We start from the raw sequence: 26,195 nt of genomic DNA on the forward strand, positions 1-26,195 counted from the left end.
TGTCCCTGCGGCGCATTCAGACACGCCCCCTGGTCGTGCGGCGTGAGATGTGGCGCGCGTCGAGACCCGACAGGCCGCGCACCGCCACGTACGCCTTCTCGTGGCCCGGGAGCGAGACCCGGCCGCGCAGCACCGCCTCGGGGTCGCGCTCGATCCGGTCGAGGAGCCGGCGGTAGATGCCGGCCATGGCCGCCACGCAGGCCCCGCTGCGCCGGTCGAGCATGGGCAGCAGCCGGTAGCCCTCGGCGAACAGGGCCCGGGCGCGCCGGACCTCGAAGTGGACCAGCCCGGCGAAGTCGGAGCCGGGCGGCGGGGTGGCCCGGTGGAAGCCCGCCGAGCAGCCGAACTTGGCGAGGTCGTCGGCGGGCAGGTAGGTGCGCCCGTTGCCCGCGTCCTCGCGCACGTCGCGCAGGATGTTCGTCAGCTGGAGGGCGAGGCCGAGGGTGTCCGCGTACTCGGCGGCGCGCTCGATGCCCGGGGCGCCGGGTTCCGTGCCGAAGACCCCGAGGCTGAGGCGGCCGATGGCGCCCGCGACGCACCGGCAGTAGGTCTTGAGGTCGTCCCACGTCTCGTAGGTCGCGCCGCGCACGTCCATCAGCACGCCGTCGATGAGCTCGTCGAGCCCTTCGAGCGGCAGCGGGAACCGGCGGGCGGCGTCGGCGAGCGCGACGGCCACCGGATCGGTGTCGTCCTCGTCGACCGCTCCTCCGCGGATCCGGTCCAGCACCGCGCGGGTGCCCTCCAGGCGGACGCGCTTGGTCTCCGGGTCCAGTTCGCCGTCGCCGATGTCGTCGACCCGCCGGGAGAAGGCGTACAGGGCCGACATGGCCTGCCGCTTGTCGACGGGCAGCAGCCTGATGCCGTACGCGAAATTACGCGCCTGCTGTCCGGTGACCGCCTCGCAGTAACTGTATGCGGCCTGTACCGGTGCCGACATGTACGTCGTCTGTCCCTCCACGGTCCGGCTCACCCCTCTCTACGCGCTCTTCGCAAAACAACTCCCACCTCGCGCAGCAGGCTGGGCTTGGTGGGTTTCGGGGGTCCGGGCAGTACGTCGAACCCGGCGGCCGCGATCGCGGTGAGGGCGGCACGCCCCCCTCCCACGAATCCGGCGAGAAGCAGCTTGAGCCTGCCGTGGACGCTACCCACCAGGGGGGTGCCTTCATTCAGCAGATCCGCGGCGCGTTCGGCTTCGTACGCGATCAGTGCCCGCACGGACGCGCCCCCGGAGGGGGCCGCCAGGTCGGCTTCGGTGACATGGAACCTCGCCATGTCGTCGGCCGGCAGATAGATCCGGTCACGGTCGAGGTCCTCGGCGACGTCCTGCAGGTGCTCGACGATCTGCAGCGCGGTGCAGACCGCGTCGGAGCGGCGGACGCGCTCGGGACTGGCCGTTCCGGTGAGCTGGAGGACCAGGCGGCCGACGGGGTTGGCGGAGAGCTCGCAGTAGCCGAGGAGCTCCTCGTACGTCCCGTAGCGGCGGATCTTCTGGTCCTGCCGGTTGGCCTCGATGAGGCCGAGGAAGGGTTCGGGGGTGAGCGTGCGGCGCCGCACGGTGGGGCGCAGCGCCCGCAGCAGCGGATGGTGCGGGGTCCCGCCGGTGGTGGCGAAGATGCGGCGCAGGTCCGTCTCGAGCGCGTCGAGCATCGCGACCCGGTCCTCGCCCTGTTCCGGGTCGAGACCGAGGTGCCGTGCGTCGGCGCCACCGGGGGCGAGGTCGCCGTCGCCGATGTCGTCGACGAGCCGGGCGAATCCGTAGACGGCCATCAGGTCGTCGCGCCACGCGCGCGGCAGGAAGAAGGGTGCCACCGGAAAGTTCTCGTCGGCGGCCTTGTCAAGGGTTCCGGGTACGGCGGAATCAAGCCGCGCCTGCGGGGTACGGGTCACTGCGTACCGCCCTGCGCGGGGACGGCGTGAGTACCTCGGAGCTGGAGATCGTCCGTCATAGCCGTCACATCTCCCGTTCTACACTGCTGACCCAAAACATCCCATTCCGGACACGCCGCCCGCTCTCCCGAGTGCGGAGGACGACTACGAGCCGTCCACCCAGGCGGTATCGCCCCACTTGCAACGAATCAGCACCGGTACAGCTTACGTTGTACAACGCTCATCCATACGCCGGGGTGCGGGGCACGCGACACCTGTGTGCTTCGCTTTGTCAACTTTCCCCTCGCGCAAGGAAATTGACGTCATCCGGCGGGAGGAGATCTTGCCGGGCGGCGTACGACGAGCCGTGGACGTCCGGGGCACGGTCCGCGATCCGGAAGCAGCACAGCGGCCTTTGCCGGAATGCTCCGGCAAAGGCCGCTGTGGCGCGCGACGTCGAGGACGCCCTACTTGCCCGTCTCGCGCTCGTACGCCTTGAGGACCTCGTCGGTCGGTCCGTCCATCAGCAGTTCGCCCTTTTCCAGCCACAGCACCCGGTCGCAGGTGTCCCTGATCGACTTGTTGCTGTGACTGACCAGGAAGACGGTGCCCGCCTCCTTGCGGAGCTCCCGGATGCGCTCCTCGGAGCGGATCTGGAACTTGCGGTCACCGGTCGCCAGCGCTTCGTCGATCATGAGGACGTCGTGGTTCTTGGCCGCGGCGATGGAGAAGCGCAGCCGGGCGGCCATACCGGAGGAGTACGTCCGCATCGGGAGGGTGATGAAGTCGCCCTTCTCGTTGATGCCGGAGAAGTCGACGATGTCCTGGTACCGCTCGCGGATCTCCTCGCGGCTCATCCCCATGGCGAGCCCGCCGAGCACGACGTTGCGCTCGCCCGTCAGGTCGCTCATCAGCGCCGCGTTCACCCCGAGCAGCGAGGGCTGTCCGTCCGTGTACACCTTGCCCTGCTCGGTCGGCAGCAGTCCGGCGATGGCCCGCAGCAGGGTGGACTTGCCGGAGCCGTTCGTCCCGATGAGGCCGATGGCCTCGCCCCGGTACGAGGTGAAGGAGACGCCGCGTACGGCGTGCACCTTGCGGACCCCGCGCTCCTCGCCCTTGCCGCGGCGCAGTATCCGGCTCAGTGCCGCGGTGGCGCTGCCCTTGCCACCGCCGGCGCCATTGACGCGGTACACGATGTGCACATCGTCGGCGATCACGGTGGGGACGCGCCCCGCGGTGTTGTCCTCAGCCACGGCCGTACCGCTCCTCTGCCTTCCAGAAGTACACGAAGCCCGCAGCACCCACCACGAGCGCCCAGGCCAGACCCACCACCCAGACGTGCGCCGGCAGGTTCTCGGAGCCGTACCCGTCGATCATCGCGAACCGGATCAGGTCCATGTAGATGGCCGCCGGGTTGTACTGCAGTACGTCCGTGATCCAGGCCGGCTTGTCGGCGAGCATCTCCTTGATGGAGAACATGACGCCGGAGGCGTACATCCAGGTCCGTATGACGAACGGCATCAGCTGGGCCAGGTCGGGCGTCTTGGCCCCGAGCCTCGCCATGATCAGTGCCAGTCCGGTGTTGAAGAGGAACTGCAGCGCCAGCGCCGGAACCACCAGCAGCCAGGACAGCTTCGGATAGCTGCCGAATCCCACGGTCACGGCGACCAGCACGATCATCGAGTACAGCAGCTGCTGGAGCTGCTGTAGCGAGAACGAGATGGGCAGCGAGGCACGCGGGAAGTGCAGCGCCCGCACCAGCCCGAGGTTGCCGGAGATCGCGCGGACCCCCGCCATCACCGAGCTCTGGGTGAAGGTGAAGACGAACACGCCGGTCACCAGGAACGGGATGAAGACCTCCGAAGACATCCCCCTCTTCGTTCCGAGGATCAGGCCGAAGATGACGAAGTACACCGCGGCGTTCAGGAGCGGGGTGGCCACCTGCCACAGCTGCCCCAGCTTGGCCTGGCTGTACTGGGCGGTCAGCTTGGCCCGGGAGAACGCCAGGATGAAGTGGCGTCGTCCGCGGAGCTGGCGCATGTACTCGAAGAGTCCGGGCCGTGCCCCGCTGACCGTCAGACCGTACTTCGTGGCCAGATCGGCTGGGCTCAGACCGTCGTCGGCCGATGGCGGGGTGCTCAACGCAACAGCACCGTCATGGGTTGTGTCACTCACCAGATGAAACTCTCGTATTCAAAACGCGCAGCCAGTCGCGGGCGCGGCTCAGGGCGGACAGGTCCCGACAAGAAAATTTACGCCTCATGCTCCCAGAGGCGAAACGTCTCAGATCACCGGAGGACGGCCGAGTCTGGTCAGCCGCCACACCGTACGCCACTTCATCGGACGGCGCGGTCCGCAGGGTGTCGACCAGCCCTCGCGGAAGCCGCCGAACCACGCCTTCAGCGCCGGGCCCGAGGGCTTGCGGAGCAGGGTCAGCAACAGCCACACCCCGAGATACACGGGAACCAGGGGCGCCGGCAGATTGCGCCGGGCCAGCCAGACCCGGTTACGGGCCACCATGCGGTGGTAGACGGCGTGCCGCGACGGGGCGGTCGTCGGGTGGTTGAGGACCATGTCCGCGCGGTAGTCGATCATCCAGCCGGCGTCCAGCGCCCGCCACGCGAGGTCGGTCTCCTCGTGCGCGTAGAAGAAGTCGCCGGGCAGCGGGCCGACCTCGGCGATGACCCGGGTGCGTACGGCGTTGGCGCCCCCGAGGAAGGTCGTGACCCGCGAGGAGCGCATCGGGTCGGCGGCGCGCAGCCGCGGAACGTGCCGGCGCTGGGTCTCGCCGGTGTCCGGGTCGGCGATCCGGAAGCTGATGATGCCGAGTCTCGGATCGGCCTCGAACGCCTGCCGGCACAGCTCGGCGGTGTCGGTGAGCGGGAGGTGGCCGTCGTCGTCGAGGAAGAGCAGCGCGTCGACGTCGGCGCCGGAGGGGCCGAAGGCCTCGATGCCCACGTTGCGGCCGCCGGGAATGCCCAGGTTCTCGGGCAGTTCGACGGTCCGCACGCCTGCGGGGACCTCGGGAACGGGGGATCCGTTGCCGACGACGACCACCTCGATCCGGTCGCCGTCCTGCGCGGCGACCGAATCGAGCAGGGCGCGCAGCTCGGCCGGGCGGTTGCCCATCGTGATGATGACCGCGCCGAGTTTCATGGGGGAGCTCACTTCAGCCTGCTCGATGCCAGGACCGACACGAGGTGGAGGAGGGTCTGCAGCAGGGCGATGCCGGCCAGCACCGCGACCGCGAGGCGGCTGAAGAAGAGGTCGTCACGGACGGCGTCCAGGACGGCCGCGACCAGGATGACCAGCGACGCCTCGACGCACAGGATCAGCCGGTGGAACTTGAGCGCGCCGGCGGCCCGGCGGGCGAACGCCATGCCGGAGGAGCGCGGCTCGGAGGCGGCCTCCTTGACCGGCGGCAGCCCGCCCTGGTGGCGCGCGACCCCGACCAGGTCGGTCTCGGCCTTGATCAGGATGGCGCCCAGCGCGGCGAGCGTGCCCAGGAAGGCCCACAGCCAGTCGATGCGCCCGGTGCCCCACAGGTCGGCGGCGCGCAGGCCGAAGCCGACCAGCACGGCGGCGTCGCAGAGGTAGGCGCCGACCCGGTCCAGATAGACCCCGCCCAGGGAGAACTGCTTCTTCCAGCGGGCGAGCTCGCCGTCGACGCAGTCCAGCAGCAGGTAGAGCTGGACCATGAGGACGCCGAGCAGGGCGCCGGGGATGCCCGGGACGAGCAGGGCCGGTGCGGCGAGTACACCGGCGATGGTCATCAGGTAGGTCAGCTGGTTGGGCGTGACCTTGGTGTTCACCAGGTACCGGTCCACACGCAGCGAGACCTCGCGCATGTATATCCGGCCCGCCCAGTGCTCGCCGCTGCGCCGGTCCTTGACGCCCGGGGGGTGAACGACAGGGCGGAGTTCAGCTACTGATGGTCTTGGCATAGTCGGCGTACGCGTCCCTGATCTGGTCGGTGGACAGGTTGAGGTGCTCCAGGACCGTGAAACGTCCCGGGCGGGTCTGCGGGGCGTAGTCGACGGCCTGGACGAACTCGTCGACGGTGAAGCCGATCTCCTCGGGCACGACCGGCAGACCGTGCCGCCGGAGTACGTCGGCGAAGAGGCCGGACTCCTCGTGGGCGCCGCGCAGGTGCATGGCGAAGGCGGCACCGAGGCCGACCTGCTCGCCGTGGCTGGCGGCGCGCTTGGGGAAGAGGAGGTCGAAGGCATGGCTGATCTCGTGGCAGGCACCGGACGACGGGCGGGTGTCCCCGCTGATCGAGATGGCGATGCCGGAGAGCACCAGCGACTCGGCCAGGACGGTGAGGAACTCGTCGTCGGCGACCGTGCCGGGGTGCCGCAGGACGGATTCGCCCGCGGTACGGGCCATGGCGGCGGCCAGTCCGTCGATCTGCTCGTCGTTGACCTGGTGCGAGAGCTCCCAGTCGGCGATCGCGGAGATGTTGGAGATCGCGTCGCCGACGCCGGAGCGCACGAAGCGGTCCGGGGCTTGGCGGATCACCGAGAGGTCGATCACCATGGCGATCGGCATCGGGACACCGTAGGAACCGCGGCCGTTGTCGTTGTCCAGGGTGGCGACGGGCGAACAGAGGCCGTCGTGGGCGAGGTTGGTGGCGACCGAGACCAGCGGCAGGCCGACCCGGGCCGCGGCGTACTTCGCCACGTCGATGATCTTGCCGCCGCCGAGGCCGACCACGGCGTCGTAGCGCTTGCCCTTGATGTCGTCGGCCAGCTTCACCGCGGCATCGATGTCTCCGCCCGCGACGCAGTACCAGTCGGCGCCCGGCAGCGCCGGTGCGAGCTTCTCGCGCAGGGCCAGCCCGGATCCGCCGCTGATGGCGATCGCGAGCTTGCCGGAGGCGGAGATCCGCTGGTCGACGAGGAGACCGGCCAGGTCGTCCATGGCGCCCCGGCTGATGTCGACGAAGACCGGGGAGGGGATGAGTCGGGTCAGTACCGGCACGCGATCTCCCTGCCCTTCGCGAGGTCGTCGTGGTTGTCGATCTCGACCCAGGTCACATCGCCGATGGGAGCCACGTCGACGGTGAAGCCGCGGTTGACGAGCTCCTGGTAGCCGTCCTCGTAGTAGAGGTCCGGGTCGCGTTCGAACGTCGCCCTGAGCGCGTCGGCGAGCTCCTCTGCGGCCTCGGCCTCGATGAGGGTGACGCCGATGTACTCGCCGGTGGCGGTGGCCGGGTCCATCAGCTTGGTGATGCGCCGCACGCCCTTGTCGCCGTCGGTGATGACCTTCATCTCCTCGTCGGCGAGGTTCTTCACCGTGTCGAGGGCGAGGATGATCTTCTGGCCCTTGCCCCGCGCGTCCAGCAGGGTGCGCTCGACGGAGACCGGGTGGACGGTGTCGCCGTTGGCGAGGATCACTCCGCGCTTGAGGACCTCGCGGGCGCACCACAGGGAGTAGGCGTTGTTCCACTCCTCGGCCTTGTCGTTGTCGACGAGGGTGAGCTCGAGGCCGTACTTCGCCTCCAGCTCCTCCTTGCGGTCGTAGACCGCTTCCTTGCGGTAGCCGACGACGATCGCGACCTCGGTGAGCCCGATCTCGGCGAAGTTGGCCAGCGTGAGGTCGAGGACCGTCTTCTCGCCGTCCACCGGCACGAGGGCCTTGGGGAGCGTGTCGGTGTAGGGGCGCAGCCGCCGTCCTGCGCCGGCTGCCAGTACGAGGCCGATCATGCGGGTTCTCCTTCGTCGTGAACGGCGGGCGCCCCGGAGGACACCCAGAAGCGGATGGACTCCACGAGCGCGACCAGTGCGACGGCCACCGCGAGGACGGTGAGGGCCACGGTGAAGTCGGAGCCCCCCGTGAGTACGGCGGCGAGTACGGCCACCACCAGGGTCCGGCCCTCGTGCCCGCCGATCGTGCGCACCAGCCACCGGGGCGGGGCGCCGGTGCCGCCCCGAATGCGGTACACCGTGTCGTAGTGATGGTAGGCGACCGCCGAAACGAGGCCGAAGGCCGCGGGCAGCGCACCGTCGATGTCGCTGCGGGCGGCCAGGATGAGGATCGTGCAGTACTCCGCCGCCCGGAAGACGGGGGGTACGAGCCAGTCGAGTGCGCCCTTGAGGGGGCGGGCCACGGCTATGCCGGAGCAGATCGCGTAGAACACCGCGGCGGCGATCATCTGCCGGCTGCCGAAGGGCTGCTGCAGTGCGGCGGCGATCAGGGCTCCGGTGCCGACGACCGCCACCACCGGAGCGCTCCAGGCGCCGGGGATCCGGGGGCCGCGGGCCGCGACCAGTTCGGCGACCGGGCCGGAGTCGGCGAGGTCGGCGAGGGCCTGGGCGGCCCGGTCGGTGCGGCGGGCCCTGCGGGTCAGCGACCGCAGCACCCGGCCGGCCGTGGTGTAGCAGGCGGCGAAGGCGCAGCCGACGAGCAGCGCGTAGAAGACGATCCGCGGGGTGGTCACCGCGGTCAGTACGGCGATCATCGCCCAGCGCTCACCGATCGGGAGCACGATCATGCGGCGCACCCAGACCGTCCAGCCGACGCTGTCGAGCTTGTCGGACAGGGCGGCCGTGGGGCTGGAGTTCGCGACCGCGTCGTGGTTCGCCTCGTTGAACGAGAAGTCGATGACGTGCCGGCAGGACTGGAGCACCATCGCGCCCAGCGCCAGTGCCCAGACGTCATCGCCCCCGCGGGCGGCGCCGAGGGCCAGGCCCGCGTAGTAGGCGTACTCCTTGGCGCGGTCGAAGGTGGCGTCCAGCCACGCGCCCATCGTCGAGTACTGCAGCGAGTAGCGGGCGAGCTGCCCGTCGGTGCAGTCCAGCACGAAGGAGAAGAGGAGGAGCAGGCCGGCGGCGACGTAGCCGCCGCGGGTGCCGGTGGCCGCGCAGCCCGCCGCGACCAGGGCCGTCAGCAGGGACGCGGTGGTGACCTGGTTCGGGGTGAACCCGCGGCGCGCGCACCAGCGTGCGATGTAGCGCGAGTACGGGCTGATGCAGTGCGTGGTGAAGAAGCCGTCGCGGGCCTTCACGGCGCTGCGCAGCCGGACCGCCTCGTCGTCGACGGCGGCGACGCCGGCCTCCGCGGTGGTGCGTGCGGCCCCGTCCGGCGGTACGACGGCGACGAGCGAGCCGAGCTCCGGGCGCTGGACCTCGGTGCCCTCCGCCTCCATCGTGGCGGCGAGCCGCCCCGGCACGGTGCGGTCGGTGACCACGACGGTGCTGCCGGGCGGACCGGCCGGGACTCCGGCGCCGACCGCCTCCGTGGTGGTGCGCAGGGCGCCGACCAGGGCGGAGCGTGCCTCGGGCTGCGCGGTGAGCGCACCGGGCACGGTGGCGGCGGGGAAGCGGGGGTCGGTCAGCCCGAGCCGTAGGGCATGGACGTGACCGACGAAACGGGGGTCGACGAGGGCGACGCGGCTGTCGGCCGGCACCGCGGACAGCAACCGGGCCGCCTCGGTGACGTCGGCGGCGGTCTGTACGTCGAAGCCCAGTGACCTCAGATCGTCCTGGAGTGACGATCCGGGTACCGGAGCACCTGTGAGAATGGCGGTCGACAGACGAACTCACTCCTTGGTGCTGACACGGGTCGGCGCGCGACAGTGCGGCCCTGAATGCGGCCGGCGGCATGTCGGCAGAGGCTATCGGATGAACGGAAGCGGGAGTTCACTGCCCGTTTGTGCTCCGTTCCGGGCGGACCGGCATCATCGGGGCCCGTCCGCGATCATCATCGTCGATCGCCGCCTCACCTGACAAAAATGGCTGCTTCGCCCGGCCGAAACACGGGTCCGCGGTCGCCGGGGAGGGCACGCGGAGCCTCGTCGCCATCGCCGGACCCTCTAACCTGACCGGCATGACATGGCTGATCACAGGCGGGGCCGGATACATCGGGGCACACGTGGTGCGGGCGATGAGGGCGGCCGGCGAGAGGGTGGTCGTGCTCGACGACCTCTCGACGGGGAATCCGGACCGGCTGGCGGACGACGTCCCGCTGGTCCGGGGCTCGGCGGCCGACCGCGCACTGCTCGACCTCGTGCTCGCGGAGCACGAGGTGACCGGTGTGGTGCATCTCGCGGCGAAGAAGCAGGTCGGCGAATCCGTCGAGAAGCCGCTCCTGTACTACCGGGAGAACGTCGCCGGACTGAACGTCCTCCTGGAGGCCGTCGTGGCGGCCGGGGTGCGCCGCTTCCTGTTCTCGTCGTCGGCCGCGGTCTACGGCGTACCGGAGGCGGAGCTGATCACCGAGGCCGCGCCCTGCGTCCCGATCAGTCCGTACGGCGAGACCAAGCTCGCCGGCGAGTGGCTGGTGCGGGCGGCCGGGCGGGCGCACGGAATGTCCACCGGCTGTCTGCGCTACTTCAACGTGGCGGGCGCCGCCGAGCCGCGGTTGTCGGACACGGGCGTCTTCAACGTGATCCCGATGTTCTTCGACCGGCTGACCCGAGGTGAGGCGCCGCGGATCTTCGGGGACGACTACGCCACACCCGACGGCACGTGCGTCCGCGACTACATCCACGTGGCCGATCTGGCGGACGCGCATCTGGCCGTCGCCCGGCAGCTGGCCACGCAGGACGGACCCGGGGACCTGACCGTGAACATCGGCCGTGGCGAGGGCGTCTCGGTGCGCGAGCTCGCCGATCTGGTGGCGGAGATCACGGGGTACGGGCTGAAGCCCGAGATCGAGCCGCGCAGGGCCGGGGACGCCGCGAAGGCGGTCGCCTCGTGCGAGCGGATGTCCGGCGAGCTGGGCTGGACCGCCCGGCGCGGGGTGCGGGACATGGTCGGCTCGGCGTGGCAGGGCTGGCTGCTGCACCACCCGGCTCCGTCGGCGCCCCAGGGATGAGGGGGCGGTCCGCCGCTCTGACCTGCGAGCATTTCCGCAGGTCAGAGCAGTTGACAACGGTGTTCAGTGCCGTGTTGCCCGATACCCCCCACCCGTAGTTCACTGACAGTGTCCGGGCCGTTCGCGTCCGGGCCCGCAGACGACCGGGAGGCGTCCCCATGGGGGCAGGGCACGATCACGGACACGCGCACGGAGGGCCGGCGCCCACGGGCACGGCGGCCGCCGCGTACAAGGGGCGGCTGAGGATCGCGCTGGGCATCACGCTGGCCGTGGCGGTGATGGAGGTCGTCGGGGGTGCGCTGTCGGGTTCGCTCGCGCTGATCGCCGACGCGGCCCATATGGCGACGGACGCCCTCGGTCTGGGCATGGCGCTGCTGGCGATCCACTTCGCCAACAAGCCGGCCGGGCCGAACCGGACCTTCGGCTACGCCCGCGCCGAGATCCTCGCCGCGCTGGCCAACTGTGTCCTGCTGCTGGGTGTGGGTGGCTATCTGCTCTTCGAGGCGGTGGATCGCTTCATCACCCCGACCGAGACCCGGGGCGGGCTGACCATCGCCTTCGCCCTGGTCGGCCTGGTCGCGAACATGGTGTCGCTGTCGCTGCTGGTGCGCGGGCAGAAGGACAGTCTCAATGTGCGCGGCGCCTATCTGGAGGTGCTGGCGGACGCCCTCGGTTCGGTCACCGTGCTGGTGTCGGCGGGCGTCATCCTGGCGACCGGCTGGCAGGCCGCGGACCCCGTCGCGTCGCTGGTCATCGGGCTCATGATCGTCCCGCGCACGGTGAAGCTGCTCCGCGAGACGCTGAACGTACTGCTGGAGTCGGCCCCGCCGGGGGTCGACATGGGCGAGGTGCGCGATCACATCACGGCCCTGCCCGGGGTGCTGGACGTCCACGACCTGCACGCCTGGACGATCACGTCGGGCATGCCGGTGCTGTCGGCCCATGTGGTGGTGCATCAGGAGTTCCTCGACTCGATCGGGCACGAGAAGCTCCTCCATGAACTGCAGGGCTGTCTCGGCGACCACTTCGACGTCGAGCACTGCACCTTCCAGCTGGAGCCGAGCGGCCACGCCGAGCACGAGGCGAGGCTCTGTCACTGACTCGGGGATCCGGACGAGAGGCCCTGGGCGTGTAGGGTTTTCGGAGCGATGTACGAAACACTCAAGGGTTGCCCACGTTGACCGACGACGATCAGTCCCTGAACGACTCGCCCGCCTCTTCTCCGCACGACAGCGGTCCGCAGCCTTCGGGCCCCATCCGCTGGAGGACCCGTCCCGAGACGGCTGACGACACCGCCGCCGTGCACGCGGTCAACGCCGCCGCGTTCCCGACGGAGGCGGAGGCCGATCTGGTCGACGCCCTGCGGAAGGACCCGTCGGCCTGGCTGCCCGGGCTCTCCTACGTCGCCGAGGCGCCCGACGGTTCCCTCGCCGCCTGCGCGCTGCTGACCCGGTGCCTCGTCGGGGGCGTACCGGCACTCGCGCTCGCCCCGGTGGCCACCGCTCCGGTGCATCAGCGCCGGGGGGCGGGGCAGGCCGTCGTGCGGGCCCTGCTCGATGCCGCCGAGCGGCGGGGGGAGCCCCTGGTCCTGGTTCTCGGTCATCCCGAGTACTACCCGAAGTTCGGTTTCGTGCCCGCGTCGCGGTACGGGATCCGGCCGGGCTTCGAGGTGCCGGACGAGGCGATGATGGCTCTGGTCCTCGATGATTCCGCGCCCGTTCCCCGGGGCACGATCGCATATCCGGCCGCTTTCGGGGTCTGACGCGGCGACCTGGTCGACGGCCTCCGGATGGTGTGCCGTGGCCGGACATGCCAGGACCCGAAGTGCGGACAAGCCGTATTTGTACGGCAGACTTGAGCAGACTCGACGGGACCGGCGCTCGGGGCCGAGTCCATAGCGAAGGATGGGTATGCCGACCACACCAGCCACCGCGGCGAACAACTCGTCGACCGGCGCAGCAGAAGCGATCATGCTCGAACTGGTCGACGAGAACGGCACCACCATCGGCACGGCGGAGAAGCTCGCCGCCCACCAGGCACCCGGTCAACTGCACCGGGCGTTCTCCGTGTTCCTCTTCGACGAGCAGGGCCGGCTGCTGCTCCAGCGACGCGCGCTCGGCAAGTACCACTCCCCCGGTGTCTGGTCCAACACCTGCTGCGGCCATCCGTATCCGGGCGAGGCGCCCTTCGCCGCCGCCGCCCGCCGGACGTACGAGGAGCTGGGCCTCTCCCCCTCGCTGCTGGCCGAGGCGGGCACGGTGCGCTACAACCACCCGGATCCCGCTTCGGGTCTGGTCGAGCAGGAGTTCAACCACCTCTTCGTGGGGATGGCCCAGGATCAGCTGCGGCCCGATCCGGAGGAGGTCGGCGAGACGGCCTTCGTGACGGCCGGGGAGCTGGCCGAGCGGCACGCCGGGTCGCCCTTCTCCGCCTGGTTCATGACCGTTCTGGACGCCGCCCGTCCCGCGATCCGGGAACTGACCGGTCCGGGCGCCGGCTGGTAGACGCACGCCGGCGCGGAGGGGTCACAGGCGGGTGCTGAGCGGCAGCGCCGCCCAGATGACCTTTCCGCCGCCCGCGGTGTGCTCCACGTCGCACATCCCGCCGGCTTCCCGGGTGATCTCCCGCACCAGCAGGAGTCCGCGCCCACCGGTCTGCGCGTAGTCCGTCTCCAGCGCCGTCGGGCGGTAGGGGTGGTTGTCCTCGACGGACACCCTGATCCACTCGGCACCGACGGCCACCTCGACCGCGAGTTCCGGCGAGAGCAGGGCGGCATGCTTCACCGCATTGGTCGCCAGCTCGGAGACGATGAGCAGCAGGCCCTGGGCGATGTCGTCGTCCAGGGGGACGCCCTGGCGTTCCAGCAGATCGCGCACGGCGTGCCGGGCCCGGGGTACGGACACGTCGGTGGCCGGGGCGGTGAACCGCCAGACCCCCTCGTACGACACGGGCCGGGCGGGCACACTCCCGCGGCTCTCCATTGTCCGGTACCCGCTCTCCACTCGGTGGTGACTGGACGTCGAGTACAGGGTGCGGGGCGTAGTCGGTTCGGTCCGGGCGACTGAACAGAAGTCGACCCCAATCGTCGGAACTTGACCGAATCGGCCTGACTGCGTCAACTTTCGGACCGATTCTGATCCTCCGCAGCAGAGCTGTCCGCGCGTGCGCCGGGCGCCCCAGGCCCGCGTGACCGCTTCGCGCCCCCCTTCTTGATCACAGGTTCGAACGGCATGGATAGCATCCGGCGTATGGACCGTACGGAACCCCGACTGCACCACACCGTCGCGGACGGCGTCGCCACCGTCGTCATCGACAACCCCGCCAAGCGCAACGCGATGACGACCGCCATGTGGCAGTCGCTGCCCGTGCTGCTCGAAGAGCTGGCCGCGGACCCGTCGGTCCGCGCCCTGGTGCTGACCGGCGCCGGTGACACCTTCTGCGCGGGGGCGGATATCTCCTCGCTGCGCGACCCCTCGGGGGCCCCACAAGGTCTCGCCGTGGCGGCGGAGGAGGCACTGGCCGCCTTCCCCCGGCCGACGCTCGCCGCGGTGCGCGGCTACTGCGTGGGCGGCGGCAGCCAGTTGGCGGCAGCCTGCGACCTGCGGTTCGCGCAGGAGGGTGCGTCGTTCGGCGTCACCCCGGCGAAGCTGGGCATCGTGTACCCCGCGTCGTCGACCCGGCGGCTGGTCGCGCTCACCGGGCCGGCGACCGCCAAGCACCTGCTGTTCTCCGGTGAGCTGATCGGGACGGACCGGGCCCTGCGGACCGGTCTGGTGGACGAGGTGCTGCCCGTCGGCGAACTGGACGAGCGGGTCGAGGCGTACGTACGGACGCTGGTGTCGCGTTCGCGGCTGACCCAGGCGGCGGCGAAGGAGTTCGCCGACGGGCGCGAGGACCGGGACGCCCACTGGGCCGCGCAGGCGCGCCGCGGCGGCGACACCGCGGAGGGTGTCGCCGCCTTCCTTGAGCGCCGGGCCCCGCGCTTCACCTGGCCGGCCGGAGCGTAGGGCGCCCCTACCGCAGGACGAAGCGGCTCCTGGCACGCCCCTCCTCGACGAGCGCGGCCGGGGCCTTCGCGGGCGATCCCGCGTCGTACGGCGGCTGGGGGTCGTACTCCGTGAACAGTTGCACGGCCTGGGCGTGCTCGTCGCCGGCGATCCGGCCGAGCAGGGTGAGGCCCATGTCGATGCCCGCCGAGACGCCTGCGGCAGTGACGTACTTGCCGTCGGTGACCACGCGTTCGCCGGTCGGCTCGGCGCCGTACTCCTTCAGCGTCTCCAGCGCGAGCCAGTGCGAGGTGGCGCGCCGCCCCTCCAGGAGCCCGGCGGCCGCGAGCAGCAGCGATCCGGTACAGACGGAGGTCGTCCAGGTGCTGGTGGCGTCGGCCCGGCGCAGCCAGCCGAGGAGGGCCTCATTGCCCATCTGCGCGCTCTGCCCGGGGCCACCGGGGACGATCAGCAGATCGGGGGCCGGGGCGTCGTCCAGTGCGCGGTCGGCGACCAGCGCGAGGCTGCCGCTGTCGTTGCGCACCGCACCGGCCGACTCGGCGACGAAGACGGTCTCGGCGCCGGGCGCGCGGCACAGGATCTCGTACGGTCCGACGGCGTCCAGCGCCGTGAAGCGGTCGAAGAGGAGGATGGCGATCCGCATGGCTGAGTGCCTGCCTTTCGGTCGGTGAGTGAGCTACTTCGGGTGGGGGCTGAACCGCCGGCGGTATTCGGCGGGTGCCGTTCCGACCGCCTTGAGGAACGCCCGGCGCATCGCCTCCGGGGTCCCGTAGCCGCAGGCCCTCGCGATCCCGGTGACGCCGTCGGTGGTGTCCTCCAGGAGCCGGCGGGCCTGTTCGAGGCGGACGCGGTCGACGTAACGGCCGGGTGTCACGCCGGTCTCCGCCTGGAAGGCGCGGGCGAAGTGGCGCGGGGAGAGCCGGGCGCGGGCGGCGAGGGACTCGACGGAAAGGTCCGCGGCGGGGTGTTCGGTGATCCAGTGCTGGACCTCGCGCAGCGGTTCGCGGCGGGCCGTCTGGGCGGTGAGCTGGGCACTGAACTGGGACTGGTTGCCGGGCCTGCGCAGGAACACCACCAGATGCCGGGCGACCGCGAGCGCGACCTCCCGGCCGTGGTCCTCCTCGACGAGTGCGAGCGCGAGGTCGATGCCCGCGGTGACCCCGGCGGAGGTGGCGAGCCTGCCGTCGCGCACGAAGATCGGCTCGGGGTCCACCTCGACGGCGGGGTACGTGCGGGCGAGGTGCTCGCAGACGTTCCAGTGGGTGGTCACCCGGTGCCCGTCCAGCTGTCCGGCCGCAGCCAGGAGCAGGGCGCCGCTGCAGACGGAGACGAGCCGTTCGGGGCGCGGGCCGTGCCGGCGCAGCCAGTCGACGAGGGCGGGGGCGGGGTCCCTGGTGCCCCCGCCGCCCGGGACGAGAAGGGTGTGGGGTGTCGCGGCGTCGACGAGGCTGCCGTCGGGGACCACGGTGAGGCCGCAGGACGATCGCACAGGCGCGCCGTCCAGCGAGGCGGTGCGCAGCTCGTAGGAGACCTCCGGGAACCGGGAGGCGCCGGCGAAGACCTCCATGGGCCCGGTCACGTCGAGGCTCTGGATGCCGTCGAAGAGGACGACGAGCACGGATCGCTGCTTCATGTCCGCCATCCTGGGCGGCCGGGGCACATGGCCGCAATGACGAGATACCCACCTTTACTGCCATGCCGGGCTGCGGCGCAACTCACGCGGGTCCCGGGGTTCCGGCACGTACCGACCAGTCGGTAACGTGCAGGCATGAGTACTCTCCCGCCCCGTGCCGGACGCCGCTGCCACAACGCCCTCAACCCGCTTCACTCCGCGCTCTACTTCTCCCCCGACCTCGGCAAGGAACTCGGCGCGATCGGGATCGGCGATCCCTCCGCGGCCTACTTCGCCGCGCGCGCCGCCGCCCTGGGTGCGGTCGGGCCCGGCACGGTCACCGCCACCTTCTACAACTTCAACCACGACCTCGTGGCCAGGCACGTCCCCGCCGTCTGGGACATCGCCTCGCCGGAGGCGGTTCTGGCGGCGCGGCTGCGTGCCGCCGACTCGACGCTGCGCCGGCTGCTGGGCGAGGAGGTCATCGCCTCCCCCGAGATGGCCGAGGCCGCACAGCTGGCTCTGCGCGCCGCCGAGGGCTGTACGCGACACGCCCGGCCGCTCTACGCGGCGCACGCCGATCTCCCGGTGCCGCAGCAGCCGCACCTGGCGTACTGGCACGCCGCGACGCTGCTGCGTGAGCACCGCGGCGACGCCCATCTCGCCGCTCTCCTCGCGGCCTCGCTCGACCCGATGGAGGCCCTGGTCAGCCACACCGCCACCGGCAAGGGCATGGCGCCGCGCTGGATCCTGGCCAGCCGCGGCTGGCGGCGCACCGACTGGGAGGACGCGTCCGCACGGCTGCGCGAGCGTGGACTGCTCACCGGCGAGGGTGAGTTGACGGACGAGGGCACCGCGCTGCGGGCCGGCCTGGAGGAGACGACGGACCGGATGGACCTCGCCCCGTACGAACACCTCGGCGGCGCGGGCGTGGCCCGGCTCACGGAGCTGGGGCGCGGATTCCTCGGCATCGCGATGGCGGCCGGCGCGTTCCCCGCGGAAGCGACCGGCTGACCTGCCGGAAACCGACGGCCGGTAACTGGGGTGGTCGGGCGACACGGCGCCCGGCCACCCGGCACAATGCAGGCGAGTGGCTCCGCCGCCGGTCCGAACGGCCGGCCCCGGGCCCGACCAGCACAGCCAGCAGGAGAAGGCGAGTCGGTAGAACCGTGACGACGTCCATCGAAGGCAGGATCGCCGAGGAGCTCGGCGTACGCGAGCGACAGGTGAAGGCGGCCGTCGAGCTGCTCGACGGCGGATCGACCGTGCCGTTCATCGCGCGCTACCGCAAGGAAGCGACCGAGATGCTCGACGACGCGCAGCTGCGCACGCTCGAGGAGCGGTTGCGGTATCTGCGGGAGCTGGAGGACCGCCGGGCGGCGATCCTCGAATCCGTACGGGAGCAGGGCAAGCTCGACGAGGCGCTGGAGGCGCAGATCCGGGCCGCCGACACGAAGGCGCGCCTGGAGGACATCTACCTGCCGTTCAAGCCGAAGCGGCGGACCAAGGCGCAGATCGCCCGTGAGGCCGGTCTCGAACCGCTCGCCTCCGGGCTGCTCGACGACCCGTCGACGGACCCGCTCGCGGCGGCCGCGGCCTTCGTCGACGCGGACAAGGGGGTCGCGGACGCCGCGGCGGCCCTGGAGGGGGCCCGCGCCATCCTCGCCGAACGCTTCTCGGAGGACGCCGACCTGATCGGCGACCTGCGGGAGCGCATGTGGTCGCGCGGACGGCTGATGGCCAAGGTGCGGGACGGCAAGGAGGAGGCGGGCGCCAAGTTCGCGGACTACTTCGACTTCGCGGAGCCGTTCACCGCGCTGCCCTCGCACCGGGTGCTGGCGATGCTCCGGGGCGAGAAGGAGGACGTCCTCGACCTGGTCCTGGAGCCGGAGGAGCCGTCCGAGACGCCCGGCCCCTCGTCGTACGAGAACATGGTGGCCCGCCGCTTCGGGGTCAACGACCGCGGGCGCCCCGGTGACAAGTGGCTGGGCGACACGGTGCGCTGGGCCTGGCGGACCCGCATCCTCGTCCACCTCGGGATCGACCTGCGGCTGCGCCTGCGTACGGCGGCGGAGGACGAGGCGGTACGCGTCTTCGCGTCCAACCTGCGCGACCTCCTGCTCGCCGCGCCGGCCGGCACGCGGGCCACGCTGGGGCTCGACCCCGGCTTCCGTACCGGGGTGAAGGTCGCCGTCGTCGACGCGACCGGCAAGGTCGTCGCGACCGACGTCATCTACCCGCACGTACCGGCGAACAAGTGGGACCAGTCGCTCGCCAAGCTGGAGCAGCTGGCGAAGGCGCACGACGTCGACCTGATCGCGATCGGCAACGGCACCGCTTCGCGCGAGACGGACAAGCTCGCCGGTGAGCTGTGCGACAAGCACCCGGAGCTGAAGCTCACCAAGGTGATGGTGTCGGAGGCGGGCGCCTCCGTGTACTCGGCCTCGGCCTTCGCCTCGCAGGAACTCCCCGACATGGACGTGTCGTTGCGCGGCGCGGTCTCGATCGCGCGCCGCCTCCAGGACCCCCTCGCCGAGCTGGTGAAGATCGACCCGAAGTCCATCGGAGTCGGGCAGTACCAGCACGACCTGTCCGAGGTGAAGCTCTCACGCTCGCTGGACGCGGTCGTCGAGGACTGTGTGAACGGGGTCGGGGTCGACGTCAACACCGCGTCGGCGCCGCTGCTCTCGCGGGTCTCCGGCATCGGGTCGGGGCTCGCGGAGAACATCGTGGCGCACCGCGACGCCAACGGGCCGTTCCACTCCCGCAAGGGCCTCAAGGACGTGGCCCGGCTGGGCCCGAAGGCGTACGAGCAGTGCGCCGGCTTCCTGCGCATCCGGGGCGACGACCCGCTGGACGCGTCCAGCGTGCACCCGGAGGCGTACCCGGTGGTCCGCGCGATGGTGAAGCGGACGGGCGGCGACGTCGCGTCGCTGATCGGCAACTCGGGCGTGCTGCGGACGCTGCGTGCGGACGACTTCGTGGACGAGAAGTTCGGGCTGCCGACCGTCACCGACATCCTCAAGGAGCTGGAGAAGCCGGGGCGCGACCCGCGTCCGGCCTTCAAGACCGCCACCTTCAAGGAAGGCGTCGAGAAGATCGGCGACCTGGCCTCCGGGATGGTGCTGGAGGGTGTCGTGACGAACGTCGCGGCTTTCGGCGCGTTCGTGGACGTCGGGGTGCACCAGGACGGTCTGGTGCACGTGTCGGCAATGTCGAGGACCTTCGTGAAGGACCCCCGGGATGTCGTGAAGCCGGGTGACATCGTCAGGGTCAAGGTCATGGAGGTCGACATCCCCCGGAAGCGGATCTCGTTGACGCTGCGGCTGGACGACGAGGCGGGGGCGGGCTCCGGTGCGGGTTCCGGTGCGGGTTCCGGTGCCTCCGCCGGTGAGCGTGGCGGGCGTCCGCCGCGACAGCGGCAGGGGCAGCAGGGCGGATCGGGTGCGCGGGGCGGTCAGGCCGGCGGCCAGGGCGGCCAGGGGCGTGAGCGGCGCGGTGGCGGGGGCGGCAACGGCGGGGGCGCTCGTCAGGCGCCGGCCGCTGCTCCGGCGAGCGGGGCGATGGCTGACGCGTTGCGGCGGGCGGGGCTGCTGGAGCCGAAACAGGGCGGCAAGAAGCGGTAACCCGGCGGGGCGGGGTGGGGCGAGTGGGGGTGGGGCGCCTGCGGCGGGCCTGTTCCCCTACCCGCCCCTTCCCGTAACCGGGGCTCCGCCCCGGACCCCGCTCCTCAAACGCCGGAGGGGCTGGAGGGCCGGGCCGGACGGGCTGAATGGGGTCAGATTTCCGTCAGGCGGCCCGCCGCCACCTCGACGCGGCGTGTCGTGCGGACCGCCTCCAGCATGCGGCGGTCGTGCGTGACCAGGAGCAGCGTGCCCGTGTAGGAGTCGAGCGCCGACTCCAGCTGTTCGATCGCGGGCAGGTCCAGGTGGTTCGTGGGCTCGTCCAGCACCAGGAGGTTGACGCCCCGGCCCTGAAGGAGCGCGAGCGCCGCCCGGGTCCGTTCGCCCGGGGAGAGCGTGGTCGCCGGCCGCATCACATGGTCGGCGCGCAGGCCGAACTTGGCGAGCAGCGTACGGACCTCCGCGGGCTCCGTCTCCGGGACGGCCGCGCAGAACGCCTCCAGCAGCGACTCCGAGCCGTGGAACAGCTTCCGTGCCTGGTCGACCTCGCCGACCACCACACCCGAGCCCAGGCTCGCGTGCCCCGAGTCCAGCGGGAGGCGGCCGAGCAGGGCCGCGAGCAGCGTCGACTTGCCGGCCCCGTTGGCGCCGGTGATGGCGACCCGGTCCGCCCAGTCGATCTGGAGCGAGGCCGGCCCGAAAGCGAAGTCGCCGCGGACGGCCCGGGCCTCGCGCAGGGTGGCCACGACCGAGCCGGAACGGGGCGCGGAGGCGATCTCCATCCGCAGCTCCCACTCCTTGCGCGGCTCGTCCACGACATCGAGGCGTTCGATCATGCGCTGGGTCTGGCGTGCCTTCGCGGCCTGCTTCTCACTCGACTCGCTGCGGAACTTGCGGGCCATCTTGTCCGAGTCCGAGGCCTTGCGGCGGGCGTTCCTGACGCCCTTGTCCATCCAGGAACGCTGCATCAGGGCCCGGCCTTCGAGGGCCGAGCGCTTGTCCGCGTACTCCTCGAACTCCTCACGGGCGTGCCTGCGGGCCCGGTCGCGCTCCTCCAGGTAGGCCGCGTAGCCACCGCCGTACAGGTTGATCTGCTGCTGGGCGAGGTCGAGTTCGAGGACCTTGGTGACCGTGCGCATCAGGAACTCGCGGTCGTGGCTGATGACGACCGTGCCGGCGCGCAGGCCGGAGACGTACCGCTCCAGCCGTTCCAGACCGTCCAGGTCGAGGTCGTTGGTGGGCTCGTCGAGCAGGAAGACGTCGTAGCGCGACAGCAGCAGCGAGGCGAGTCCGGCGCGGGCGGCCTGGCCACCGGAGAGCGCGGTCATCGGCAGGTCGAGTCCGACGGTGAGGCCGAGGTCGGCCGCGATCTCCTCGGCCCGCTCGTCCAGGTCCGCGCCACCGAGTGCGAGCCAGCGCTCCAGCGACTCGGAGTACGCGTCGTCGGCGCCGGGCGCCCCGTCCACGAGGGCCTGGGTGGCCGTGTCCATCGTGGCCTGGGCGTCGGCGACGCCCGTGCGGCGGGCCAGGAACGCGCGCACGGTCTCGTCGGCGCGGCGCTCCGGTTCCTGCGGCAGGTGACCGACCGTGGCGGTGGGCGGGGAGAGCCTCAGCTCGCCCTCCTCCGGCTGGTCGAGCCCGGCGAGCAGCCGGAGCAGCGACGATTTTCCGGCGCCGTTGACTCCGACGAGACCGATCACGTCACCGGGCGCGACCACGAGGTCGAGTTCGGCGAAGAGAGTGCGGTCGCCGTGTCCGGCGGCGAGGTCCTTGGCGACGAGAGTGGCAGTCATCAGGGTGCCGATCCTAATCGGCCGCCGGACCGTCCCGGGCGGTCAGGTCCGCCGGTGGCCCGTCGGGGCGGCCGGCGGTCTCTTCAGCCGTGCACGGCTGATATGACCCGAGCCCCCTCCAGGACCCGTGGTGAGCACGGCATCGTGGATTTCCGTTAGCGTCCGCCCATGAGTGAAGACGTGACGGGCACGAGCGCCGGGGCGGCAGTGTCGGATGTGATCGTTGTGGGCGGTGGGGTCATCGGTCTCACCACGGCGATGGTGCTCGCGCGGCGCGGACACCGGGTGCGGGTCTGGTCCGCGGCGCCGGCGGCGGCCACGACGTCGGCGGTCGCGGGCGCCCTGTGGTGGCCGTACCGGATCGAACCGCAGGACTCGGTGGGTGACTGGTCGCTGACGTCACTCCGGTGGTACGAGGAGCTGGCCGCCCGCCCGCAGGAGACCGGGGTGCGCTTGGTGGACGGGCTGCACCGGGGCGAGCGGCTCGCCTCCCTCGGGCCCTGGGCGGGGCAGCTGAACGGTGCGGTGGAGACGGCCGAGGGGCTGCGGTGCCGGCTGCCGCTGCTCGACATGCCCGTCCACCTGGAGTGGCTGGAGGGCCGGGTCGAGGCGGCCGGGGGCGCGGTGGAGCGGCGGACCGTCGTCTCGTTCGACGAGGCGGCCGCGGAGGCCGCGACGGTGGTCAACTGCACGGGGCTGGGCGCCCGTGAGCTGGTTCCGGACTCCGGGGTGCGGCCGGTGCGCGGCCAGTTGGTGCTGGTGGAGAACCCCGGGATCGAGGAGTGGTACACCGAGGCGGACCCGGCGTCGAGCGAGACGACGTACTTCTTCCCGCAGCCGGGCCGGCTGGTGCTCGGTGGCACGGCCGGGGCCGACGACTGGGGCACGGTGCCCGATCCCCGGACGGCACAGGAGATCGTGGCCCGGTGTGCCCGGGTCCGTCCGGAGATCGCCGGGGCGCGGGTCATCGGACACCGGGTGGGCCTGCGGCCGGCCCGGGACGCGGGGGTGCGGATCGAGGCCGAGGCGCTGCCCGGCGGCGGGCGCCTGGTGCACAACTACGGGCACGGGGGCGCGGGCGTGACGGTGGCCGTCGGATGCGCCCAGGCGGCGGCCCGGCTGGTGGGCTGAGCCGCCGCGTGCCCGGATGACGCGGATCAGTCGCCCGCGGGCGTCGAACCGCCGGGCTTGTCGTGGTGCTCGGTGGTGATCTGGCTGCCGCCGGGGCCGATCCGGATCTCGAAGTCGCCGTCGTACTTGGCGTGCCCCTCGATGACCGCGGACTCGACGGCTTCCACGCCGAACTCGCGGCGCACGATGAGCGGGTCCTCGCGCAGGTCCCGCATCAGGGACACGCACATGCCGATCATCACGAGGGTGAAGGGCGCGGCCACTAGGATGGTCAGGTTCTGCAGGCCCTCCAGCGCATTGCCCTTGCCGTTCCCGATGAGCAGCATGATCGCCGCCACGGCGCCGGTGACGACGCCCCAGAAGATGACGACCCACTTGGCCGGTTCGAGGATGCCCTTCTGGGAGAGGGTGCCCATCACGATGGAGGCGGCGTCCGCGCCCGAGACGAAGAAGATGCCGACCAGGACCATCACCAGCACACTCATCACGGTGGCGATCGGGAACTGGGCCAGTACGCCGAAGAGCTGGGCCTCCGGGGTGTCGGCCCCGCTCAGCTTGCCGGCCTCCTGGAGCTTGATCGCGGTGCCGCCGAAGATGGCGAACCAGATCAGGCTCACGGTGCTGGGCACCAGGATGACGCCTCCGATGAACTGGCGGATGGTCCGGCCCCGGCTGATCCGGGCGATGAACATGCCGACGAAGGGCGTCCAGGAGATCCACCAGGCCCAGTAGAAGACGGTCCAGCTGCCCAGCCAGGTGGCCACCTTGCCCTCGCCGGTCGCCTCGGTGCGTCCGATGAGCTGGGGCAGATCACCGAGGTAGGCACCGAGCGACGTGGGCAGCAGGTCCAGCACGATGATCGTGGGGCCCGCGATGAACACGAAGACGGCGAGGATGAGGGCGAGCACCATGTTGATGTTGGACAGCCATTGGATGCCCTTCTCGACGCCGGAGATCGCCGAGGCGACGAAGGCGACGGTCAGCACGGCGATGATCAGGACGAGCAGCCCGGTGCTCGTCTTCTCCTGCCAGTTCAGCTCCTGGAAGCCGCTGCCGATCTGGAGGGCGCCCAGGCCCAGCGAGGCGGCCGATCCGAAGAGCGTGGCGAAGATGGCGAGGATGTCGATCAGGCGGCCGAAGCCGCCGTGGGCGTGGCGGGCACCGATGAGCGGTTCGAAGACCGCGCTGATCGTCTGCCGCCTGCGGCGCCGGAAGGTGCTGTACGCGATGGCCAGCCCGACCACGGCGTAGATCGCCCAGGGGTGCAGCGTCCAGTGGAAGAGGGTGGTGGCCATGGCCGTCTGCAGCGCCTCGGCCGCGTCGGCGGGGTGGGTGCCGGGCGGCGGGTCGGTGAAGTGCGCGAGGGGCTCGCTGACCCCGTAGAACATCAGGCCGATGCCCATGCCGGCGCTGAACATCATCGCGACCCAGGACACGGTCCTGAATTCCGGCTCCTCACCCTCCTGCCCCAGGGTGATCTTTCCGTACCGGCTGATGGCCAGCCAGAGGGCGAAGACCACGAACCCGGAGGCAGCCAGCATGAAGGCCCAACCACCGTTGTGGAGGAGGCCGTTGAGCAACGTGTCGGACACGTCCTCCAGGGAGTCGGTGGCGGTGGCTCCCCAGACCACGAAGGCCAGGGTCAGGACCGCGGCTACGCCGAACACCACCCGGTCGGTCGTGGGGCGCCGGCCCTGGGTCGGATCGTCGGGCAGATCCGCCGTCACCGACAGATCCCCCCTGCCGCCCGTTCTCTGATCGTCCTGCGACACGAATGGCACCTTTCGCGGAAGCTGAAAATTCGCTCTCCGTAGGCAGTACCACACGTGGTGTGCATCTCCCGGGATCAACAAGCGGTATCGGGTTGACCGTTTGTGAGGTGATATGTCGCCCTCCGGTCCAGGAGGAGCGGAATCAGTTTCCGGGCGGGCTGCCCCAGGGGCACGTACACACCGTCACCGTCGGGCCGGGACCTGACACCGTGCAGGGCCAGTTCGTCCCGCACATCGGCGTACCGGTCCGCCGAGAGCCGGTAGCCGCAGGGCGGGTCCGCGAGGACCTCACCGGGCTCCGGCGCCTCGTTGTCCGCTCCCCCGAGGTACACCGGCCCCCGGTCGGCGGACCCGGCCGCCCGCGACCGGGCGGTGGCGGCGCGGATACGGTCGCGTTCCTCGTCCGCGTACGCGAAAAGGGCTTCGAGCGCGACGCGTTGGGACCGCACGCGTCGGCGCTGCCCCTGTGCGGGATCGGTCTGTTCGGCCTCGGGGAGCGCGTCCGCACGGTCTTCGACGAGCAGCCCGATCGCGTGCTTGAGGGCTGCGGTGTTGCGCAGGATGCGTTCCTGGCCGTCGCCCCCGGTCTGCTTGAGCGGGCCGCCGGTCACCGGGTCGGTCCAGACTCCGTAACGGCCGCTGCTGAATCCGGCGTCCCGCGCGGCCGGGCGCACGTAGCGTTCCACCAGGCGCTCCGAGGCGTCGTGCACCCGGTCGTCGGCGTTGAGGCTGCGGGGCCAGAGGGCGTAGAGGTCCTTGTCGTAGAAGGGCGGGGTCGCGCCGTACTCGTGGAGGTCCTCGATGACGTCGGGGGCGCGGTCCCGGATGACCGCGGCCAGAGCGCGTGCCTCGGCGGTACGCAGGGCGAGGTGGTCGCGGTTGATGTCCAGGCCGTCGGCGTTGCCGCGCGTTCCGGCGGCCAGACCGTCGGGGTTGGCGGTGGGCAGGACCAGGATCTCGATACGGGAGAGAAGGCCGCGGGTCGCCGGGTCCGTGGCGTAGCCGAGGTCGCGGATCGTCTCCAGGCACACCTCGCGGCCGGCGGGCTCGTCGCCGTGCTGGCTGCACACCAGCAGCACCGTGAGCGCCTCCGGCCGGCCGCCGCCGATCCGGACGAGACGCAGGGGGCGCCCCTGCCGCGTCGTTCCGATCCGGTCCACGGTCACCCGGTCGCTGTACCGGTCGACGGCGGCGAGCAGCGACCGCTCCTCGTCGGCGCCGGTCCACCGCGCCCCGGCGGCGGACTCGAATCCCGTACGGGGCGGGGTGTGCGTCGCCTCGGAGGGGACGGTGACCACGAGGACGGCGAGTGCGGTGGCAACGGCTGTCAGGGTGAGGTTACGGATGCGGAGGCGGCCGGAGGGGGCGCCGCGGCCGGCTCGTGCGCGGGGGCTCTTCGCCGGGCGGGGGCCCCGCACACGTATCGGCATGGCGGGAAGGTATCCCGCCCGGCGCCCGCAGGACAGACCTGCGGGTCCGTCACCGGCGGGAGGCGGGGCGGGGCCGGTCGAACCGGCATCGTGCCGGTTCGACGGCCGTACTAGGGTGAGGTGGTTCGCGCCGACCGGCCG

At 71.4% G+C, this 26,195-nt stretch carries 23 protein-coding genes; 8 read left to right on the forward strand and 15 right to left on the reverse strand.

Features of this window, described 5'->3' with window-relative positions; genetic code table 11:
- Window positions 1-16: 16 nt before the first annotated feature.
- The 9 genes from hpnD to ACFYPA_RS03025 form a co-directional block, all read right to left on the reverse strand.
- Window positions 17-937, reverse strand: a complete 921-nt coding sequence (gene hpnD, locus ACFYPA_RS02985; protein ID WP_359082145.1) for a presqualene diphosphate synthase HpnD — start codon at window positions 935-937, stop codon at window positions 17-19.
- A 29-nt stretch (window positions 938-966) separates the two neighbouring features.
- Window positions 967-1,887, reverse strand: a complete 921-nt coding sequence (gene hpnC, locus ACFYPA_RS02990; RefSeq protein WP_359082146.1) for a squalene synthase HpnC — start codon at window positions 1,885-1,887, stop codon at window positions 967-969.
- A 446-nt stretch (window positions 1,888-2,333) separates the two neighbouring features.
- On the reverse strand, window positions 2,334-3,119 hold the full coding sequence (locus ACFYPA_RS02995) for an ABC transporter ATP-binding protein (RefSeq protein WP_359082147.1): 786 nt from the start codon (window positions 3,117-3,119) through the stop codon (window positions 2,334-2,336).
- Window positions 3,112-4,041 carry an ABC transporter permease gene (locus ACFYPA_RS03000; RefSeq protein ID WP_359082148.1) on the reverse strand — a complete coding sequence of 310 codons (930 nt, stop codon included), beginning with the start codon at window positions 4,039-4,041 and terminating at the stop codon, window positions 3,112-3,114. The genes ACFYPA_RS02995 and ACFYPA_RS03000 overlap by 8 nt, the downstream gene beginning before the upstream one ends.
- A 108-nt stretch (window positions 4,042-4,149) precedes the next feature.
- Complete coding sequence (locus tag ACFYPA_RS03005; protein WP_359082275.1) at window positions 4,150-5,022, reverse strand: glycosyltransferase family 2 protein; 873 nt, start codon at window positions 5,020-5,022, stop codon at window positions 4,150-4,152.
- Window positions 5,023-5,030: 8 nt separating this feature from the next.
- Window positions 5,031-5,810: a CDP-alcohol phosphatidyltransferase family protein gene (locus ACFYPA_RS03010; RefSeq protein WP_326740249.1), complete on the reverse strand. Its 780-nt coding sequence runs from the start codon at window positions 5,808-5,810 to the stop codon at window positions 5,031-5,033.
- Window positions 5,788-6,849: an iron-containing alcohol dehydrogenase family protein gene (locus ACFYPA_RS03015; RefSeq protein ID WP_389129053.1), complete on the reverse strand. Its 1,062-nt coding sequence runs from the start codon at window positions 6,847-6,849 to the stop codon at window positions 5,788-5,790. The genes ACFYPA_RS03010 and ACFYPA_RS03015 overlap by 23 nt, the downstream gene beginning before the upstream one ends.
- Window positions 6,837-7,574, reverse strand: coding sequence for a sugar phosphate nucleotidyltransferase (locus ACFYPA_RS03020; RefSeq protein WP_389129056.1), 738 nt, complete (start codon window positions 7,572-7,574; stop codon window positions 6,837-6,839). The genes ACFYPA_RS03015 and ACFYPA_RS03020 overlap by 13 nt, the downstream gene beginning before the upstream one ends.
- Window positions 7,571-9,346, reverse strand: coding sequence for a DUF5941 domain-containing protein (locus tag ACFYPA_RS03025; protein ID WP_389129305.1), 1,776 nt, complete (start codon window positions 9,344-9,346; stop codon window positions 7,571-7,573). The genes ACFYPA_RS03020 and ACFYPA_RS03025 overlap by 4 nt, the downstream gene beginning before the upstream one ends.
- Window positions 9,347-9,696: 350 nt before the next feature.
- Here ACFYPA_RS03025 and galE point away from each other — a divergent pair, with 350 nt between their 5' ends.
- From galE to idi, 4 genes are all read left to right on the forward strand, one after another.
- On the forward strand, window positions 9,697-10,686 hold the full coding sequence (galE, locus tag ACFYPA_RS03030) for a UDP-glucose 4-epimerase GalE (protein WP_359349818.1): 990 nt from the start codon (window positions 9,697-9,699) through the stop codon (window positions 10,684-10,686).
- A gap of 158 nt (window positions 10,687-10,844) precedes the next feature.
- On the forward strand, window positions 10,845-11,786 hold the full coding sequence (locus tag ACFYPA_RS03035) for a cation diffusion facilitator family transporter (RefSeq protein WP_389129060.1): 942 nt from the start codon (window positions 10,845-10,847) through the stop codon (window positions 11,784-11,786).
- A gap of 68 nt (window positions 11,787-11,854) precedes the next feature.
- Complete coding sequence (locus tag ACFYPA_RS03040) at window positions 11,855-12,448, forward strand: GNAT family N-acetyltransferase (RefSeq protein WP_389129063.1); 594 nt, start codon at window positions 11,855-11,857, stop codon at window positions 12,446-12,448.
- Between the two features lie 148 nt (window positions 12,449-12,596).
- Window positions 12,597-13,190 carry an isopentenyl-diphosphate Delta-isomerase gene (gene idi, locus ACFYPA_RS03045; protein WP_359311520.1) on the forward strand — a complete coding sequence of 198 codons (594 nt, stop codon included), beginning with the start codon at window positions 12,597-12,599 and terminating at the stop codon, window positions 13,188-13,190.
- 21 nt (window positions 13,191-13,211) lie between these two features.
- Here idi and ACFYPA_RS03050 read toward each other — a convergent pair whose 3' ends face one another.
- Window positions 13,212-13,667 carry an ATP-binding protein gene (locus tag ACFYPA_RS03050; RefSeq protein WP_359082155.1) on the reverse strand — a complete coding sequence of 152 codons (456 nt, stop codon included), beginning with the start codon at window positions 13,665-13,667 and terminating at the stop codon, window positions 13,212-13,214.
- Window positions 13,668-13,934: 267 nt separating this feature from the next.
- Between ACFYPA_RS03050 and ACFYPA_RS03055 the strand changes: the two genes are divergently transcribed.
- Entirely contained in the window at window positions 13,935-14,693 is a 759-nt protein-coding gene (locus ACFYPA_RS03055; protein ID WP_389129066.1) for an enoyl-CoA hydratase/isomerase family protein, read from the forward strand.
- Between the two features lie 7 nt (window positions 14,694-14,700).
- Here the strand turns inward: ACFYPA_RS03055 and ACFYPA_RS03060 are convergent, their stop codons facing one another.
- Window positions 14,701-15,336: a DJ-1/PfpI family protein gene (locus tag ACFYPA_RS03060; RefSeq protein WP_359311514.1), complete on the reverse strand. Its 636-nt coding sequence runs from the start codon at window positions 15,334-15,336 to the stop codon at window positions 14,701-14,703.
- Between the two features lie 33 nt (window positions 15,337-15,369).
- Window positions 15,370-16,326 carry a GlxA family transcriptional regulator gene (locus ACFYPA_RS03065; RefSeq protein WP_389129069.1) on the reverse strand — a complete coding sequence of 319 codons (957 nt, stop codon included), beginning with the start codon at window positions 16,324-16,326 and terminating at the stop codon, window positions 15,370-15,372.
- 135 nt (window positions 16,327-16,461) lie between these two features.
- Here ACFYPA_RS03065 and ACFYPA_RS03070 point away from each other — a divergent pair, with 135 nt between their 5' ends.
- On the forward strand, window positions 16,462-17,319 hold the full coding sequence (locus tag ACFYPA_RS03070; RefSeq protein ID WP_359311509.1) for a hypothetical protein: 858 nt from the start codon (window positions 16,462-16,464) through the stop codon (window positions 17,317-17,319).
- A 155-nt stretch (window positions 17,320-17,474) separates the two neighbouring features.
- Entirely contained in the window at window positions 17,475-19,931 is a 2,457-nt protein-coding gene (locus ACFYPA_RS03075; protein ID WP_359311507.1) for a Tex family protein, read from the forward strand.
- Window positions 19,932-20,083: 152 nt separating this feature from the next.
- On the opposite strand, the gene ACFYPA_RS03080 is transcribed toward ACFYPA_RS03075, so the two are convergent.
- The gene (locus ACFYPA_RS03080) at window positions 20,084-21,721 is read right to left on the reverse strand and encodes an ABC-F family ATP-binding cassette domain-containing protein (RefSeq protein WP_359082161.1); all 1,638 of its coding nucleotides are present in this window, start codon (window positions 21,719-21,721) and stop codon (window positions 20,084-20,086) included.
- A gap of 168 nt (window positions 21,722-21,889) precedes the next feature.
- Between ACFYPA_RS03080 and ACFYPA_RS03085 the strand changes: the two genes are divergently transcribed.
- On the forward strand, window positions 21,890-22,852 hold the full coding sequence (locus ACFYPA_RS03085; protein WP_389129074.1) for an FAD-dependent oxidoreductase: 963 nt from the start codon (window positions 21,890-21,892) through the stop codon (window positions 22,850-22,852).
- A 26-nt stretch (window positions 22,853-22,878) separates the two neighbouring features.
- On the opposite strand, the gene ACFYPA_RS03090 is transcribed toward ACFYPA_RS03085, so the two are convergent.
- Together ACFYPA_RS03090 and ACFYPA_RS03095 are read right to left on the reverse strand one after the other, a co-directional pair.
- The gene (locus tag ACFYPA_RS03090; RefSeq protein ID WP_359082163.1) at window positions 22,879-24,624 is read right to left on the reverse strand and encodes a BCCT family transporter; all 1,746 of its coding nucleotides are present in this window, start codon (window positions 24,622-24,624) and stop codon (window positions 22,879-22,881) included.
- 74 nt (window positions 24,625-24,698) lie between these two features.
- Window positions 24,699-26,054, reverse strand: a complete 1,356-nt coding sequence (locus ACFYPA_RS03095) for a M14 family metallocarboxypeptidase (RefSeq protein ID WP_389129077.1) — start codon at window positions 26,052-26,054, stop codon at window positions 24,699-24,701.
- Window positions 26,055-26,195 lie beyond the last annotated feature (141 nt).

The organism is Streptomyces sp. NPDC005775 (genome assembly GCF_042871565.1).
GTDB lineage: Bacteria > Actinomycetota > Actinomycetes > Streptomycetales > Streptomycetaceae > Streptomyces.